The 18,037-nt window shown below is 61.8% G+C and carries 13 protein-coding genes; 6 read left to right on the top strand and 7 right to left on the bottom strand.

Annotated elements, in window-relative coordinates; all coding sequences use genetic code 11:
* Positions 1 to 12: 12 nt before the first annotated feature.
* The gene (gudD, locus tag ACAX43_RS02780; protein ID WP_370706884.1) at positions 13 to 1,362 is read right to left on the bottom strand and encodes a glucarate dehydratase; all 1,350 of its coding nucleotides are present in this window, start codon (positions 1,360 to 1,362) and stop codon (positions 13 to 15) included.
* A gap of 124 nt (positions 1,363 to 1,486) precedes the next feature.
* Positions 1,487 to 2,818, bottom strand: a complete 1,332-nt coding sequence (locus ACAX43_RS02775) for an MFS transporter (RefSeq protein WP_370706883.1) — start codon at positions 2,816 to 2,818, stop codon at positions 1,487 to 1,489.
* 429 nt (positions 2,819 to 3,247) lie between these two features.
* Between ACAX43_RS02775 and ACAX43_RS02770 the strand changes: the two genes are divergently transcribed.
* On the top strand, positions 3,248 to 3,958 hold the full coding sequence (locus ACAX43_RS02770; protein ID WP_370706882.1) for a FadR/GntR family transcriptional regulator: 711 nt from the start codon (positions 3,248 to 3,250) through the stop codon (positions 3,956 to 3,958).
* Between the two features lie 68 nt (positions 3,959 to 4,026).
* On the opposite strand, the gene ACAX43_RS02765 is transcribed toward ACAX43_RS02770, so the two are convergent.
* Positions 4,027 to 4,878 carry an IclR family transcriptional regulator gene (locus ACAX43_RS02765; RefSeq protein WP_370706881.1) on the bottom strand — a complete coding sequence of 284 codons (852 nt, stop codon included), beginning with the start codon at positions 4,876 to 4,878 and terminating at the stop codon, positions 4,027 to 4,029.
* Positions 4,879 to 5,022: 144 nt separating this feature from the next.
* Between ACAX43_RS02765 and ACAX43_RS02760 the strand changes: the two genes are divergently transcribed.
* From ACAX43_RS02760 to ACAX43_RS02740, 5 genes are all read left to right on the top strand, one after another.
* Positions 5,023 to 6,231 (top strand): acyl-CoA dehydrogenase family protein, encoded by a 1,209-nt coding sequence (locus ACAX43_RS02760; RefSeq protein ID WP_370706880.1) that lies wholly within the window; start codon positions 5,023 to 5,025, stop codon positions 6,229 to 6,231.
* Between the two features lie 8 nt (positions 6,232 to 6,239).
* Complete coding sequence (locus tag ACAX43_RS02755) at positions 6,240 to 8,468, top strand: acetate--CoA ligase family protein (RefSeq protein WP_370706879.1); 2,229 nt, start codon at positions 6,240 to 6,242, stop codon at positions 8,466 to 8,468.
* 91 nt (positions 8,469 to 8,559) lie between these two features.
* On the top strand, positions 8,560 to 10,008 hold the full coding sequence (locus ACAX43_RS02750) for an MFS transporter (RefSeq protein WP_370706878.1): 1,449 nt from the start codon (positions 8,560 to 8,562) through the stop codon (positions 10,006 to 10,008).
* Positions 10,009 to 10,449: 441 nt separating this feature from the next.
* The gene (locus ACAX43_RS02745) at positions 10,450 to 10,677 is read left to right on the top strand and encodes a hypothetical protein (RefSeq protein WP_370706877.1); all 228 of its coding nucleotides are present in this window, start codon (positions 10,450 to 10,452) and stop codon (positions 10,675 to 10,677) included.
* Between the two features lie 8 nt (positions 10,678 to 10,685).
* The gene (locus tag ACAX43_RS02740; RefSeq protein WP_370706876.1) at positions 10,686 to 10,811 is read left to right on the top strand and encodes a hypothetical protein; all 126 of its coding nucleotides are present in this window, start codon (positions 10,686 to 10,688) and stop codon (positions 10,809 to 10,811) included.
* A gap of 5 nt (positions 10,812 to 10,816) precedes the next feature.
* Here the strand turns inward: ACAX43_RS02740 and ACAX43_RS02735 are convergent, their stop codons facing one another.
* From ACAX43_RS02735 to ACAX43_RS02720, 4 genes are all read right to left on the bottom strand, one after another.
* A complete protein-coding gene (locus tag ACAX43_RS02735) occupies positions 10,817 to 13,045 on the bottom strand; it encodes an NADP-dependent isocitrate dehydrogenase (protein WP_370706875.1) in 2,229 nt (742 codons plus the stop codon).
* A 350-nt stretch (positions 13,046 to 13,395) separates the two neighbouring features.
* Entirely contained in the window at positions 13,396 to 14,238 is an 843-nt protein-coding gene (locus ACAX43_RS02730) for a N(5)-hydroxyornithine transformylase PvdF (protein ID WP_370706874.1), read from the bottom strand.
* Between the two features lie 102 nt (positions 14,239 to 14,340).
* On the bottom strand, positions 14,341 to 16,578 hold the full coding sequence (locus ACAX43_RS02725; protein ID WP_370706873.1) for a TonB-dependent siderophore receptor: 2,238 nt from the start codon (positions 16,576 to 16,578) through the stop codon (positions 14,341 to 14,343).
* Between the two features lie 45 nt (positions 16,579 to 16,623).
* Complete coding sequence (locus ACAX43_RS02720) at positions 16,624 to 17,994, bottom strand: lysine N(6)-hydroxylase/L-ornithine N(5)-oxygenase family protein (RefSeq protein WP_370706872.1); 1,371 nt, start codon at positions 17,992 to 17,994, stop codon at positions 16,624 to 16,626.
* Positions 17,995 to 18,037 lie beyond the last annotated feature (43 nt).

The raw sequence follows: 18,037 nt of genomic DNA, 5'->3' as shown, positions 1-18,037 counted from the left end.
CGCGTAGGAGAATCAGCGCACCAGACAAGGACGCTTGTTGTCGAACGTCCAGTTCGGAATCAGGTACTGCATGGCCACGCCGTCGTCGCGCGCACCGAGGCCGTGCTGCTGATAAAGCGCGTGCGCCTTCTCGATCTCATCCATATCCAACTCGACACCGAGGCCCGCCGCCTGGGGCACCTTGACCTTGCCGCCGACAATCTGGAGCGGTTCACGCGTCAGACGCTGACCGTCCTGCCAGATCCAGTGCGTATCGATCGCCGTGATCTTGCCGGGCGCCGCAGCCGCGACATGCGTGAACATCGCGAGCGAAATATCGAAGTGATTGTTCGAGTGCGAACCCCAAGTGAGGCCCCAGTCGTTGCACATCTGCGCCACGCGCACCGAACCCTGCATGGTCCAGAAGTGCGGATCGGCCAACGGAATATCCACGGATTGCAATTGAATCGCGTGACCCATCTGGCGCCAGTCGGTGGCGATCATGTTGGTCGCCGTCGGCAAGCCGGTCGCGCGGCGGAATTCGGCCATCACCTCACGGCCCGAGTAGCCGTTTTCCGCGCCGCACGGGTCCTCTGCGTAGGCCAGCACGTCATGCTTGTCGCGGCACAGGCGAACCGCTTCGGCAAGCGACCATGCGCCGTTCGGGTCTAGCGTGACGCGGGCGTTGGGGAAGCGTTCGGCGAGTGCCGTAACCGCTTCGATTTCCGCGTCGCCGGGCAGCACGCCGCCCTTGAGCTTGAAATCGTTGAATCCGTAGCGCGCCTGCGCGGCCTCGGCGAGCCGCACCACCGCCTCGGGCGTCATCGCTTCTTCCGTGCGAACGCGTTCCCAGTCGTCGCGCCCTTCCGCGCCGCCGGCGTACGGCAGGTCGGTCTTCTTGCGGTCGCCGATATAGAACAGGTAACCGAGCATTTCCACTTCGTCGCGTTGCTGGCCTTCGCCAAGCAGTGCCGCAACCGGCACGCCCAGATGCTGACCGAGCAGGTCGAGCAACGCGGCTTCGAGTGCAGTCACCGCGTGAATGGTGGTGCGCAGGTCGAAAGTCTGCAGGCCACGGCCACCGGCGTCGCGGTCGGCGAACAGCGTGCGCGCTTTGTTCAGGATAGCTTGCAAATTACCGATCGACTGGCCGACGACCAGCGGACGCGCATCGTCGATGGTCTTGCGGATGCTCTCGCCGCCGGGCACTTCGCCGACGCCGGTATGACCCGCGCTGTCGCGCAGGATGACGATGTTGCGCGTGAAGAACGGGCCGTGCGCGCCGCTCAGGTTCATCAACATGCTGTCACGACCGGCGACGGGCACGACGCGCAATTCGGTGACGATCGGAGTAGCGTTCGGTTGAGGTGTATTCGTGGACATGAGATTGGGACCCGGTGAATCAGTGAGCCGACTGCCGGAGATCATCGCGTTGGGTGATCTCGTTCGACACCGGCACCAGACATAAATTGGCAAGTGGGTGAGTCATGGTGAAGGGTTTCCGCAGTCAGTGCGCTTTGCTATGAAGCGACGCCGGCAACGCGTCGCGGTCCACGCGACGATGGCGGGACAGAAAGCCGGCCGCTGCCGCGATCAACGAAGCCACGCCCAGGGCGTACAGTCCACCGGTAATCGAACCGGTGTGTTGCTGCAGATAGCCGAACGCGGCCGGCGCGAAGAAGCCGCCGAGGTTGCCCACCGAATTGATCAACGCAATCACGGCGGCAGCCACGCGTGCATCGAGATAGCCCTGTGGGATGGGCCAGAACAGCGACGATGCTGCCTTGAAGCCGATCGCCGAGAAGCAGATAGCGACGAACGACAGCACCGGATTTCCCGAAGTCGAAGCGAACAGCCCACACGCCGCGATGACGAGCGCCACGGCCAGCCACGCTTGCTGGAAACGCCATTTCGCCGACAACACCGCAAAGCAGTACATCGCAACCATGGCGATGAGCCAGGGAATCGTGTTGAGCATGCCGACTTCGAAGTCCGAGAGGCCGCCCATCTTGCGGATGATCGTCGGCAGCCAGAACGTGGCCGCGTAAATGGTCAGTTGGATCGCGAAATAGAGGAAGCAGAACAGCAGAATCTGCGGGTCCTTGAGCAGCTTGATCGCCGGCAGATGCGCGCCGCCGCGCGCTTCGCGCTCGGTCTGCTCAGCCGCAATCGACGTTTCGAGGACAGTCTGCTCCTCGGCGGTCAGCCACGACGCATCGCGAATACGCGACTTCAGCAGCATCCAGCTGAGGCCGCACAGCACGATCGAAAAGCCGCCTTCGATCAGAAACATCCATTGCCAGCCGTGCAGGCCGAATCCGCGAATGGACAGCAGGCTGCCGGTGATCGGCCCCGACAGAACCGAGGCGAGCGCGGAGCCGGAGAGAAAGATTGCCACGGCCTTGCCGCGCTCTTTTTGCGGCAGCCATTGGGTGAAGTAAAACACCACGCCCGGAAAGAAACCGGCCTCCGCGACACCGAGCAGGAATCGCAGCACGTAAAACGAGGTGTCGTTCCAGACGAACGCCATGGCGGCCGCGACCAGCCCCCACGTGCCCATGATGCGGGTCAGCCATGCGCGCGCGCCGTACTTCTGCATCAACACATTCGACGGCACTTCGAACAGCGCGTAGCCGATGAAGAACAAACCGCTCCCCAAACCGTAAGCGGCCGCGCCGATGCCGAGGTCCGTCTGCATGTGGGCATTGGCGAAACCGATGTTCACACGGTCGATGTAGTTCGCCACGAACATGATCAGGAATAGCGGCAGCACGTGCCGCTTGACCTTCGAGATGGCGGATTCGAGCGGGTCGATCGCCATGGTGAGAGCAGATGTCAAGGTTGTCTCCAGTGTCGGCCTTGGGTAGCCTGATCGAACGCAACGCGGGGCATTCGCGCAGGCGGGGATCTCAGTCCGAAAACGCGTGATACGTTGTCTGATGACAGTCTACCGCGATCAAATGGCAAATTCCAACGCAGTGTTTACCCTGCCTCAAAGCCGTTGTTTATAGGGATTAAATAGCCGGCGCGCTATCCTCGCGCCTAAATCAGAAAATCGCACTAAGACGTCCGACAACATAAAAACCCGTACACGGATTGCGTCAGCGTTGGCCGATCGACACGTCATCGCGGCAGGCGTCGAGCGTGGGCGATTCAAGTCGTTCTTTGTCGCACTGACGCTATGATGGCTATGTCGAGGCGTCAGATGACGTCACTCGCACACGCAACGTGTGTATTTTTCCCGCTGATTAGTCAATAAGCCACAGAAATGAGCAGCCTAACTGAGAAGGTGGTGGCCACCCTTTCCGATGAAATCCGCCGGGGGGCGCTGAGGCCAGGAGACCGGATCCCCACCGAGGTCGCAATGATGAAGCAGCTCTCGGTGAGCCGCTCCGTGGTTCGCGAGGCGATTTCGCGCCTGCAGGCGGCGAAGGTGGTCGAGACGCGCCACGGCATCGGCACCTTCGTATTGGCGCCGGCCCCGGAAAAGTCCATGCAACTGCCCGCCGCCGACCTGTCCAGCATGCTGGACGTGATGGCCATTATCGAGTTCCGTATCGACGTCGAGGCAGCGTCGGCGGCTCTCGCCGCGGCGCGACGGACCGAGCAGAATCTTAAACAGATTCGTGCGGCGCTGGAGCGTTTCGAATCCGAACTCGAGCGGGGTAGTACGGACACGCTGGCGCACGACATCGAGTTTCATCTGCAGATCGCGCGAGCAAGCGGCAATCGCTACTTCTTCGACGTGCTGAGTCAACTGGGTCGCGCGGTGAGCCCGCGCACGCGGCTCGGCTCCGCCGAGATAGCGGAGCTCGACCATATCGAGCACCTGCGCAACGTGCTCAGCGAGCATCAGTTGATTTATCGGGCAATCGAACGCCAGGATGCGGACGATGCACGCGCCGCGATGCGCATGCATCTGAGTAATAGTCGCGAGAGACTTCGGCGCGCGCACGAGTTGAGCAGAACAAGCAGCTAGCCGGTCGGGCTGAACGCACGGTGCGAAGCGCTCGCCTCGCACCGTGCAACGGCGATTTTCATTTGCGCCTAATAAATTCCCATCGCCCCTTCAATACTGCGCACCATTGAAACCAGCCGCGGCCCGATGTCGCCTTCCAGCTGATTCTCCTTCAGCAGATAAGAAGGCACGCCGCAGTTGAACACCAGAATTTCGCCATCGGCCGAAGGTTTCATCGGCACGGCAACGGCATGCACTTCGCGTCGCAAGTCGCCGTACGAGACGCAAAATCCGCGCTCGTAGTAGTAATCGATGCCGCTCATCACGCGCTCGCGAAACGTATTCCATTCGTTCGGCGCCTTCACTGCAATCTCATTGCAAAGCGCCTCGCGCCGTTCGGCCGGCAGCGCGGCAAGCAGCGCGCGGCCCATCGCGGTTCGCACGATCGGGTAACTCAGGCCGATATCCGCGGGCAACCCCAAAGGCGTACTGCTGCGACTGCTTTCCAGATACACGACATTGAGCCGGTCGCGCATGCCGAGCGAGACCGAACCGCGAATCTGATCCGCCAGTTCCTTCATCGAAGGCCGCGCAATCTGCCGCACGCTCAAGCTCGCGAGCAACGGATAGCTCAGCGACAGCACGGCCGAACCGAGCTGAAATTTGTTATTCATACGATTGACGCGCAGATAGCCGAGTCGCGTGAGCGTGTAAGTGAAACGCGAGATGGTGGCCTTGGTCATGCCGGTGCGCGCGGCAAGTTCGGCGTTGCCGAGTTGCGACTCGCGCGGCGTGAAGCAATGCAGGATGTCGAGCCCGCGCGCCAAAGTCGTGGCGAACTGCCGGTCGCCGTCGAATTCGTCCGGCACGTAGCGCGCCTTCGAATCCAGATAGTCGCTTGCCAGCGCCGCCGGCTCGGAAAGCGTGTTGTTGGCTGCCATGATCGTCTCCTTTCCGGAAGTCTCATTCTGCGCCCGCTGTTCAGCATATCCAAACTCTGTTCAGCAGAGTCGAACAAACCACGCCGCTCGCCTGCAAATCTTCGATAGTGAAGTCACAAATCGACTTACATGACGGAGACAAGCATGATCAGGAACCCCTCGCATTTCGACGCGATGCTCGCGGACGTCGCGCGCTTCGTTCGAGAAGAAGCCATGCCGCGCGAAAACGAGATCGAGACGGCGGATACCGTGCCGGCCGACCTCGTTGAACGCATGCGCGGACTCGGCTATTTCGGCTGGAGCATTCCGCGCGACTTTGGGGGCGCCGGGTTGTCGACGGAGGAACTCGTGCGCGGCGCGTTCGAGCTTTCGCAAGCGTCGGTGGCGTTCCGCGCGCGAGTCGGCACCAACACCGGCATCGGTTCGGAGGCGCTCGTCGCCGACGGCACCGACGAGCAAAAACAGCGCTATCTGCCACGACTTGCCTCGGGCGAACTGACCGGCGCTTTCGCGCTGACCGAAGCCGAGGCCGGCTCGGACGCCACCGCGTTGCGCACCACCGCGCGGCGCGACGGCGATCACTACATCCTCGACGGCAGCAAGTGCTTCATCACCAACGCGCCGATCGCGGACCTGTTCACGGTGATGGCCCGCACCGATCCTGCTACACCCGGCGCCGGTGGCATCTCTGCTTTTCTGGTCGAGCGCGGCATGCCAGGTCTCTCCACCAGCACGCCTTACGACAAGATGGGCCAGGCGGGTTCACCGGTCGGCGACGTGGTCTTCAAAGCGTGTCGCGTGCCCGCGGCCAATCTGATCGGCGGCGTCGAAGGTCAAGGCTTCCGTACCGCGATGAAGGTGCTGAACAAGCAGCGCATTCATCTTGCCGCGCTGTGCACGGGCCCGGCGATGCGGATGCTTGAGGAAGCCGTTGCGTACACATCGAAACGCGAGCAGTTCGGCAAGCCCGTGGCGGAGTTTCAGCTTGTGCAAGCGCTGATCGCCGAATGCCAAACCGAAATCTTCGCCGCGCGCTCGATGATTCTCGAAACCGCACGCAAACGCGACGCGGGCGAGGACGTCGCGCTGGAAGCGTCGATGTGCAAAATGTTCGCCTCGGAAATGTGCGGACGCGTCGCGGACCGCGCGGTCCAGATGCTGGGCGGACGCGGCTATCTCGCGGGCAATGCGGTCGAACGTTTCTACCGCGATGTGCGCGCGTTTCGCATCTACGAAGGCACCACGCAGATTCATCAGTTGAACATCGCGAAGATCACGCTGCGGCGCGCCGCTGAACGGGATCAGGCGAACCGGAAGGACAGCGTTCAAGCCAACGCTGCGCGTACAGCATGAGCGCCGCCATGAACACCACCACGAACGCAGCCATGCAGTCTGCAAACACGCTCGACATCGAACGGCTCGTCAATCCGCGCTCGATTGCGATCATCGGCGCCTCGAACGATCCGAAGTCGATCAGCGGCCAGCCGATGCGCTTTCTCATGCAGCACGGCTATCAGGGTGCGCTGTATCCGGTGAATCCGAAATATGCGGAGATTGCCGGCGTTTCATGCCACGCCGGCATCGCCGCCCTGCCGGCCACGCCCGATCTCGCGTTGATTCTCGTCGCGGCGCGGCGCGTGCCCGACATGCTGCGTCAATGCGGCGAAAAAGGCATCGGCTTCGCCATTGTCTACAGCTCCGGATTTGCTGAAGCAGGCGAAGCCGGCGCCGCGTTGCAGCGCGAATGCGCGGAGGTCGCCCAGGCTTTCGGCATCCGCGTGATCGGCCCGAACTGCCAGGGTTTCGTCAGCACGGGTGCGGGCATCTACGCCGGATTCGGCGCACCGTTCGGCGTCGATTACCGGCGCGGCGGACTCTCGCTGATTTCACAGAGCGGCGGCTTCGGCTGCGCGCTGCTGCTGATGGCCGACGAACTCGGCATCGGTTTGCGGCATTTCATCACCACCGGCAATGAGGCCGACGTCAGCTTGCTCGATCTCGTCGATGCCTGTATCGCGGATCCGCAAACATCGCTGATCGCCGCGTATATCGAAGGCTTGAAGGATGCACGGCGGCTCGTCGATGTCGCTAACCGCGCACTCGATGCAGGCAAACCGCTGCTCGCATGGAAGGTCGGCAACACCGCCGACGGCGCCAAGGCGGCCGCGTCGCACACGGCGAACCTGGGCGGTGCATCCGCGCTATATCGCACAGCCTTCCGTCAGACCGGCGTAGTCGAAGTCACCGATGTCGCGGACCTCGGCGACTACGCTAAAGCATTCGAAGCCAAACGCTTGCCGCGCGGCAATCGAATTGCGGTTGTCACGCTCTCGGGGGGCGCCGGCATCCTGATCACCGACGCCTGCGCTGAACGAGGCATGTCCGTGCCTGCGTTGTCGGCAGCCACGCTCGAGCGACTCAAGCCGATCGTGCCCGCGTTCGCCTCGCTGAACAATCCGATCGATCTGACCGCGGGCATCCTCGCCGAGCCGAAGATTTTTGCCGACGCATTGCAGATCATCGCCGACGATCCGAACATCGACGCCATCGCGATCATGGCGGCCGCCGCGAGCGGAGAAGTCGCACGCGCGATGGCCGAGGCGATCGTGCGCGTCTACGACATGATCGATAAACCGATGATGCTCGCCTGGAATGCGCGCCGCGACATGGCCCACGACGCCTACGAGATGATCGAAACGCACGGCGTGCCGCTGTATGCGACACCAGTGCGTTGCGGACGCGCGTTCGCGGTGTTGTCGGACTATGCACAGGCGCGGCGGGTGCGTGCGGCGGCGCTGGGTGCCAAACCGGAGGCACGTGCTCAATACGACGTTGAACCAGCTCGCGCGCTGCTGGCCACAAGTAACGGCGAGCTGACCGAACATGCCTCGCAGTCCCTGTTGCGCGACTACGGTATCGACACGCCGAAGAGCAGACTCGCGCATAACCGCGATGAAGCATGCGCCATCGCACGCTCGATCGGCTTTCCGCTCGTCATCAAGGTGCAGTCGCCCGACATACCGCACAAGACGGAAGCCGGTGCCGTGCGGGTCGGTATCCGCGATGAGGCAATGCTCGCCGATGCCTTCGAGGAAATTGTCGCGAACGCGCGCCGCCATGTGCCTCACGCGCAAATCGAAGGCGTGCTGGTGCAGGAAGAGATCCGCGATGCGATCGAGATGATCGTCGGCATAGAGAACGACGCCTCGTTCGGACCGGCGGTGATGTGCGGTCTCGGCGGGATCTATGCGGAAGTGCTGAAGGACGTGGCGTTCCGGCTCGCGCCGGTCACGCACGCCGACGCCCACGCGATGATCCGCGAACTGCGCGCCTTCGCGATGCTCGACGGTGCGCGCGGCAAACCGGCCGCCGATATCGAGGCGCTCGTCGAGACGATCGTCGCGCTGTCCGCCATGGCGCTCGACCAGCAATCGAGCCTGAAAGAACTGGATATCAATCCGCTTTTCGTGCTGCCCGCCGGCAAGGGTGTGCGGGCCGGCGACGCCTTGGCGCGCTGCATCCCGCGCGCCGCCGTGGCCGACGACATGCACGAAAGCGGGCATTGCGCACCGGCTGTCGTGGACGGATAGTGAAGCGGTGCCAGGCCGCTTTGAGATCGGGCGTCGCTGACGGGTTCGGAAACACCGCGCAATACGCGCAGTGATACGCACAACACCCCGCGTGGCAACACGCACGGCGACGCTCACCGCAGTTGGCATTCTTCGCGAGACCACCATGCACGTCTATTCGCATTCAGGCACGACCACCACGGGCGACTTCACGCCCGTCGAAATCGAACGCACTTACCGCAAGATCTTTTTCCGGCTGATTCCGTTGCTGTTCCTCTGCTACGTGATCAGCTATGTCGACCGCGTCAACATCAGCTTCGCCAAGCTGCAGTTCATGCACGATCTCGGCTTCTCGGAGTCGACTTATGGCTTGGGCGCGGGTCTTTTCTTTATCGGCTACGTACTCTTCGAAGTCCCGAGCAATCTGTGGATGCAGCGTATTGGCGCTCGCCGCACCTTGTTGCGCATCATGTTCGCGTGGGGGCTGGTGTCGAGCTTGATGATGTTCGTGCGCACGCCGACGCAGTTCTACGCAATGCGATTCCTGCTCGGCGTGACCGAGGCGGGCTTCTTTCCCGGCATCATCTTCTATCTGAGCTGCTGGTTTCCGGGCGCGCGGCGCGCACGCGTGACCGCGTTCCTGATGATGGCGACCGCGGTGGCGGGGATCGTGGGCGGCCCAATGTCCGGGTTCATCATGACGCGGCTCGCGGGCGTGGGCGGCTTGCCCGGGTGGCAGTGGCTGTTTCTTCTCGAAGGCGTGCCGGCCGTGACGCTCGGCGTCGTCGCGTTCCTCACGCTCGGCGACACACCGGAAGAGGTGATCTGGCTCGACGACCGCGAAAAGGCACTGGTGTCACGCGAACTCGCTGCCGACGAAAAGACGAAACAAACCGGTCATCTCGACGGCTTGCGCGGCGCGCTGGCCAACCCGCGTGTGTACCTGGCGGCCCTCGTCTATTTCGCGGTGATGATGCCGTTCAACGCGATCGGCTTCTGGGCGCCGACCATCATCCGCGACATGGGCGTCGCCAACGTGCTGGATGTGGGGCTGTTGTCCGCGCTCGTCTTCATTGCGGCTGCGCTCGGCACCTATGTGGTCGGCGCCAGTTCCGACCGGACCATGGAGCGGCGCTGGCACGTCGCGGCAAGCGCCTGCGTGACCGCGCTGGCGTTCGCGCTGCTGCCGGCGGCCGGTCATAACGTCGCGCTCGGCGTCGGCTTGCTGGCGCTGGCGGCGGCCGCGTCGTATGGCTCGTTCGTCGTGTTCTGGACGATCCCGCAAACTTTTCTGCCGCGCTCGTCGGCGGCAGGCGGCATCGCGATGATCACGAGTCTCGGCGGGACCGGCGGCTTCGTGAGTCCGGCGTTCGTCGGCTGGATCAAGACCCAGACCGGCAGCGTGCAATACGGGCTGATCGGGTTGGCGGTGGTGTTGCTGGCGGGGGTCGTGTTGATGCTGGTGGTGTTTCCGGCGCAGAGGAGAAGCGTTTCGAATGCCGCGGCGGATGGCAATGCGAATGCGCCGGCGCAACGCGGACTGGGGCAGACGCCTCATTGAGACGCGTGCGGCGGGGTCGGCAGATCTGCGTCGGATTCCTGCCTGACCGGAGCGGCACAGCGCGGCGCTTTACGTTACCTCAAAGCCGTGCTGCCCACTATCTGGTCAATCCCCCGAAATTTCACAATGTGATATGCTCCACTGTCTCGTAAAAAATCGTGGTGCGTGGCACAAATTCGCCATTTCGCAATGTCGCCCCGCGTTGCACATCGTAAAATTAACATCATAAGTATTTATTTTTAAACGATATTTTTTGGTCGAACGAACCATCTAACACCGCCTTGCGCCACTACGTGCTGACGTAGACTCTTTTACATGAGTCGGCGCTTCAGGCGGTGCAGCGAAATACACGGGACGAAAGCGCAGTTGCAGTGTGTCCCCGCTCCATGCATGAAGCCGCCACGGCACAGCGGTTTTTAAATGGCAATTGGGAGACTAAAAATGAAAGGCTTTCGCTTTGGCTCGACCCAGGGAGCGTTTTACATCATGCCGGGACAGGATGGCTGGGAAGCAACCTACGGCAACGAAACGCTCGGTGAGTTTGCCAGCCCACAACAAGCGGCTGACGACCTCGCGCGCGGCTTGACCTGCCCGCATCTGTCCGAAGTCGACACATCGACGCTCGAAATTCCAGAAAAACTCAGCGATTGGGAAATCGTTCACGTGTGAGGAGCGGCATGACTGCTATCCACGTGCGAGTAGAAACGACGATGGCGCTCCTCTGGAGCGCCATCGTCATACTTGCTGCTTACTTCGGCACGTACTTCCGTGCGGACTTCAGTACCTGCATGAGTGCCGCATGAGTGCCTTACGCAACCGCGTCCACGATCTTGTTCAGCGTGGCGCTCGGGCGCATGGCCTTGCTCGTCAGGTCGACATTCGGGCGATAGTAACCGCCGATGTCCACCGGCTTGCCTTGCGCAGCCGCCAACTCTTCGATGATCTTCGCTTCGTTGTCGGCCATCGCCTTCGCCACGCCGGCGAACTGCGCCTGCAGCGCCGCGTCTTCGGTCTGAGCAGCCAGTGCCTCAGCCCAATACATGGCCAGATAGAAGTGGCTGCCGCGATTGTCGATACCGCCAATCTTGCGCGCCGGCGATTTGTCGTTGTCGAGGAACTTGCCGGTTGCCTGATCCAGCGTCCTGGCCAGAACCTGCGCCTTCGGATTGTGATACTCAGTGCTCAGGTGTTCGAGCGATGCCGCCAACGCCAGGAATTCGCCGAGCGAATCCCAACGCAGGAAGCCTTCTTCGACCAGTTGCTGAACGTGCTTCGGCGCCGACCCGCCGGCGCCGGTTTCGAACATGCCGCCACCTGCCATCAGCGGGACGATCGACAACATCTTCGCGCTGGTGCCCAGTTCCATGATCGGGAACAGGTCGGTCAGGTAGTCGCGCAGCACGTTGCCGGTGACCGAGATCGTGTCCTTGCCGGCGCGAATGCGCTCGATCGAGAACTTCGTCGCTTCAACCGGCGTCATGACGCGGATATCCAGACCGCTGGTGTCGTGGTCCTTCAGGTAGTGCTCGACCTTCTTGATGATCTGGGCGTCATGCGCGCGAGCCGCGTCCAGCCAGAAAATGGCCGGCGTGCCGGTGGCGCGTGCGCGATTCACCGCGAGCTTGACCCAATCCTGGACCGGCGCGTCCTTGGTCTGGCACATGCGCCAGATGTCGCCGGCTTCAACCGCTTGCTCGATCAGCACCGTGCCGGCTGCGTCGGTCACGCGAATCACGCCGTTCGCCGGGATCTGGAACGTCTTGTCGTGTGAACCGTATTCTTCAGCGGCTTGCGCCATCAGGCCGACGTTCGGCACCGTGCCCATTGTGACCGGGTCGAATGCGCCGTTCTTCTTGCAGTCTTCGATCACGGCCTGGTAGACGTCGGCGTAGCAACGGTCCGGAATCACGGCCTTGGCGTCGTGCAGTGCGCCGTCCGCGCCCCACATCTTGCCCGACTCGCGAATCATGGCCGGCATGGAGGCGTCGACGATCACGTCGCTCGGCACGTGCAGGCTGGTGATGCCCTTGTCCGAATTGACCATGGCCAGTTGCGGGCGCTGTTCGTACTGGGCCTTCATGTCGGCTTCGATCGCTTCGCGCGTGTCGGCCGGCAGATCTTTCAGGCGCGCGTACAGATCGCCAATACCGTTGTTCGGGTTGAAGCCGGCTTGCGCCAGGGCGTCAGCGTGCTTGGTCAGCACGTCTTTGTAGAACACCGACACCACATGACCGAAGATGATCGGATCCGACACCTTCATCATGGTGGCTTTCAGGTGCACCGAGAACAGCACGCCCTTGCTCTTCGCGTCGGCGATTTCCGCTTCGATGAAGCTGCGCAGTGCGTTCTTGCTCAGCACCGAAGCGTCGATGATCTCGCCCGCCTGCACTGCCGTCTTTTCTTTCAGGACCTTCTTCGAACCGTCCGCTGCCGTCAGTTCGATCTTCACAGTGCCGGCTGCTGCGATCAGCGCCGATTTTTCGCTGCCGTAGAAATCGCCGCCGCTCATATGCGCCACGTGCGACTTCGAGTCCGCGCTCCACGCGCCCATCTTGTGCGGGTGCTTGCGAGCGTAGTTCTTGACCGACAACGGCGCGCGGCGATCCGAATTGCCTTCGCGCAGCACCGGGTTCACCGCGCTGCCCTTGATCTTGTCGTAGCGCGCCTTGACGTCTTTTTCAGCGTCGGTCTTTGCTTCGTCCGGATAGGGCGGCAGCTTGTAGCCCAGATCGCGCAGTTCAGTGATCGCAGCCTTCAGTTGCGGCACCGAAGCGCTGATGTTCGGCAGCTTGATGATGTTCGCTTCCGGACGCGTGGTGAGTCCACCCAGTTCCGCCAGATCGTCGGAACCCTTCTGTTCCGCGGTCAGGTAGTCCGGAAATGCAGCAATGATCCGGCCAGCAAGCGAGATATCGCGCGTTTCAACGATCACGTCGGACGAGCGCGTGAACGCCTTGACGATTGGCAGCAGCGAGTAAGTCGCCAAAGCCGGCGCTTCGTCAGTCAGGGTGTAGATGATCTTCGGCGGTGTGGACATGTTTGATGCTTTGCTAGATGAAGTGTTAGACAGAGCGTTCGTGGCGCTGAGCCCGCGAGTTGCGACGAAGCGGCAAAAATGCAGCGCGACCCACGGCACTACTTTTTACGGCCCGACCGTGAGTATATGCGCGATTTCCAGTACTCGCTGCGAAACAAACATATCCGCGGCCTGCCATGAACAGGGCCAAGCCACGCCAGATAAGGCTTTCAGCCGATTATCCAATGCCTTGAGACAGATGTCTTATAGATGACTTAAGATACTAAATAGATTGTTAATGAGAATTATACGCATTAACATGCGTACGATTTTCCTGTTTTGCCCCTCCCGTCGACAACCACTCGCGCTACTTACACCTCAAACCGCACAACACGCCCAGCCATCATCGCAAGCCCTTCATGCAACGCCGGGAACAGGCTGCGGTTGAAGTTGTTCCAGCGCAATTCCAGAATGGTGTCGTCCTTATCGATCTCGGTGTTCATCACATCGTGGATCACTTCACCCGAATCGATCCCGTTGTCGACGTAGTGAAACGAAGCGCCGGTCAGATAAAGCGGCTCTACTGCGACGGTCTCCATCGTTTTCCAGTCCACGACCTTCTTGCCACGCGCGCCGTAGAGCGCATCGAGCGTCGCATACGCACCGCGACGCTCATAAGGCGATCCCGCACGCGTCACGCCCGGATGGATATTCACGATCTTGCGATAGAACGGCGCCGCCGGCCGCACCAATTCATCGAGGATGATCAACAGCCCATCCAGCACGACGATATCCGCCTCAAGCTCGACAAGCGTATCGAGCAAATGCTTTTCGAAGCGGCGCTTGCCAGCTACGCGCCCTGCCGCGCCGAGCGGCTCGCGGCGATACGTCGACGGAATTGCAAGCAACAGATCATTGACAGGCTTGCCTTGTACGCGCAATTTCGGCGGATAGAACCAGCGCTTTCCCGGCTCGTATGAGAACCCATACTCCTTCAGCTTCTCGCGATCTAAAGCGGAGCCCGCATCGTCGTCGTAGATCACTTTCTCCAACGAGTACTGCTCGCCCAGCTCAGTGTCGTTGAGCGCTTCCACGAGCGATTCCAGCACCGACTTCATGTAACGCGTGCCGCGCTTGTACGCGATATCCTGCCCGGCCTTGTCGGCGGCTGCGTTTCTCAAAGACCAGATATAAATGAGTTTTTTCTTCGGCATAGTCGGCTCGAATGCGTATCGATAGTTGCGACCAAAATCAAAGCAACGGGCGCTCGGACGGCAAACGCGAAGCCCCTCGGTCCGCCGCGAACGCCCTCTTCCTTACCAGTCGTACTTCGCCGTAGCGATCACCGTGCGCGGATTCCCATAGAAGCAGGTGTTCTGCGACTGGCAACCGCTCACGAAACGGCGGTTAAAAATGTTCTGGCCATTAATTGCGAAGCGCCAATTACGCATCTCGTAGTGAATCGCCGCGTCGTACACGGTATAGCTCGGCACATACAGCGAGTTGTCGGGGGCGCCGGCCGTACCGCTTTGATAGCGGATACCCGCACCGACCCCCAGGCCGGCCAGCGGCCCGACGTGCCACGTCCAGTCGCCCCACAGCGAAGCCATCTGGCGTGGCCGTGGAATATCCACGGGCCATTTGCCCAGGCTGATATCGGCCGCCTTGACGTTTTTCACGTCCTGGTACACGTACGCGGCGATCACCGAGAAATTGCGCGTGACGTTGCCCACCGCGCTCAACTCGATGCCGCGCGAGCGCACCTCGCCGGTCTGCACCGACGTGCCACCGGTCGGGTCGAGCGCGAGATCCGGCGTGACGACATTGGTCTGGTTGATCTGATAAACCGCCGCGTTCAGCATTAGATTCTTGCCGGCCGGTTGCCAGCGCAACCCCGCTTCGATCTGCTTGCCCTTGGTCGGCTCGGCAATGCCGCCGCCCGCGATCTTCACGCCGACCAGCGGATTGAACGAGGTCGAATAACTGATATACGGCGAAAGCCCATAATCGCCGAGATAGACGAGCCCGACGCGCCCCGAGAACGCCTGATCGTTCTGCGTGAGCCGCGTGCCGCCGGCGAGATCGTCCTGCGTGGTGTCGCTCCAGTCCTCGCGGCCGCCGAGCGTCAGCACCCAGCGCTGCCACTTGATCTGGTCCTGCGCATACACGCCGAACGCATTGAGCGTCGACTTCGTATCGGTGCGAGGGAACGCATTCGGGCCGCCGAAAATGGCGTTGGTGATCGGCGTATACACCGGGTTGTACATGTTCAGACTGGGCCCGGTCGCCATCGATTCGCTATCGGTCGTCGACTGCCGGTTGTATTCGAAGCCGAGCAGCACCGTATGGTCGAGCGGACCGGTGCGGAATCTGGCCAGCGCCTGGTTGTCGACGTCGAAGCGGCTGTAATTCAGCTGATACAGCCCCACGTAGCGCAGCAACGACGCCTGAGTCGGGTCGGCAGGATCGAGGCCGCCGCCGAATACCTGCCCCTGATCGAGCGACAAGTGCATCAAGCGTGTGTTCTGCCGGAAAGTCCAGACGGGATCGAACTTGTATTCGAACTGATAGCCCACCGACCATTGCTTCTTGCGATAGTGCGAAAACGCCGGATCGCCCGTATAAAGGTCCGGCGAAATCTTGCCGTTCGGATTCGGCAGAATCGTGCCCTGCGCCGGTAGAAAGTTATTGGATGCGTCGCCCCAATCCTGCAGATAGCTCGCTTCCACAGTCAGCGAAGTCTTCGCATTCGGCTGCCACTTCACCGAAGGCGCGATCGCCACGCGCTGCTCGGGATTCGGCCCGGTCTGCGAATTGCCGTCACGCCCCACGCCGACGAAACGATAAGACAGCGTGCCGTCCTTATCGATCTTGTCACCCATGTCGAAAGCGAGTTGTTTGCGCGCATAGTCGCCCAATTGCATGTCGACTTCGCGCGTGCGCTCGCCGTTCGCGAGTTTGCTCTGCACGTCGATGATCGCACCAGGATCGCCCTGCCCGTACAGCACGGACGTCGGACCGCGCAGCACGGTGATGCTGTCGACCATGTAGGGATCGACACGCCAGCTCGAAAGATTGAGCGTATTGGGCACCTGCAAACCGTCGACGAATACGGTCGGCGTGAAGCCGCGCAGCACCGAATACCAGTCGGAGCGGACATCCGAGCCATACGTCGAAAAGCCCGGAATGTAGCGCAAGGCCTCGTTGAGGGTGGTCGCGCCGGTTTGCTCGATCTGCTGCGCCGTGACGACGTTGATCGTCTGCGGAATTTCCTTCAGCGCAGTGTCGGTCTTGGTGCCGGTGCTGCTGCGACGAGCCACGAGGCCGACCGTTGCCTCGCTTTCAGCCGATCCCTTGACGCTGATCGAAGGCAGCGTATTGGCTGGCGTTGCGTCCTGTAGGGGTGTGCTGGTCTGCTGCTGTGCGTCGCCGGCCGACTGCACAGCCGGTTGTGTCGCCTGCTGCGCCTGTGCGTGACTGGCTGCCGCTGCGCAAAACGCCACGCTTGCCGCGGCCGCGATCGCACGCCGACGCGTGTCTATTGCCCACTCCATCTCTCGATGCTCCAGGTTGTTATGCGGCCACGCGGCCGCGTTTCATCAAAGCGCGAAGGCCATGCGGCCCTTGCTCATCCCGATTTGTTCTGTTTGCTTTGTCCGGCTGGCCGCCCGGTCTTCCGATGTGTGGCGCCCGAGCGAAGCGGCGATTTCGTCGGAGCGCAGCGCGAGAACCGACAACAGCGTGTCGGAAAGCCCATGACTGTCTTCGCAGCAGCCTTGCAGATAAATGCGCGGTTTAAAGCTCGCCGACGCGGCGAGCCGGTAATCGCGTTCGACGTTGCCCTGCACGAGCGCATCCCCCAGATGCGGCGCGAGACCTTCCAGCAATTCGAAATGCGTGTCGCGGCGATACCCCGTGGCCAGCACGAGCGCATCGAATTGTTCGGCACGAGCGTGGCCGCTCAGGCGGTCACGCAGCGTGAGTTCGATCTGACCGTTCGCCGTGCGCGCCGCCGTCTCGATGTCCGTGTTCGCCAGCAGACGATGGCGCGGTTCCGCCGAGACCTTCTGCAGATAGAGCATTTCGTAGATCTGCTCGATCAACGGCCGGTCGACCACCGCGTAGTTTGTGTCGCGAAAGCGCTCGATCAGCGAGCGGCGACCGTCTCTGGGTTGCGCGTAGACAATATCGGTGAAGGCCGGGCTGAAGATCTCGTTGACGAACGGGCTGTCGTCGGCGGGCTTGAGCGCACTCGAACGGATCAAGAGACTCGCGTCGACGTGCGGATAGCGGCGCGTCAGATCGATGAACACTTCGGCGGCACTCTGCCCCGCGCCGATCACCGCCACGCGTTTGCGCGCATGGGCGGCGTCACCGACCACGCGCTCGATCGAAGTCAGATACGTCGACGAATGCACGATGTTGTGCGAACCCAGCGCGGCAAAAGCCGCCGGCACCTGAGGGCCGCCGCCGATGCCGACCGACAGCGCGCGCGTCACACGCTGCCATTCGCGGCCTTCGCCGTCGCGTGAAAACACGCGCAGCGCTTCGATTTCGTTCGCGTTACCGGCGGCCTTGACCGCTTCGATACCGATCACCGTCTGGCCGTAATGCACGCGTTCATCGAACGACGCAGCCACCCAGTTGAGGTAATCGTGAAACTCAAGGCGCGTCGGATAGAAACTCTTCAGGTTCACGAAATCCGCCAGACGTCCCTGCTCGAACAGATAGTTGATAAACGTGAAGCGGCTTGTCGGATCGCGCAGCGTAACGAGATCCTTGAGGAAAGAGATCTGCATCCGGCAATCGTCGAGCAGCATGCCGCGATGCCAGCCGAACGCCGGCTGACGCTCGATAAAGCAATGCGCGAGGTCCGACACGCCGGCCTCTTCGGCAAGGCGCACGGCAAGCGCCAGATTCGACGGCCCGAAGCCGACGCCGATCAAATCAAATACGGTGTCTCTGTGCATGTCGCAGATCCTTATCGGTGTGAGCCGGCCCGCCGGATGCGCT

This window comes from Paraburkholderia sp. IW21, assembly GCF_041321145.1.
In the GTDB taxonomy this organism is placed as follows: Bacteria; Pseudomonadota; Gammaproteobacteria; order Burkholderiales; family Burkholderiaceae; genus Paraburkholderia.
Note: the sequence above shows the minus strand (reverse complement) of the source record. Positions and strands in the feature narration are given on the sequence as shown.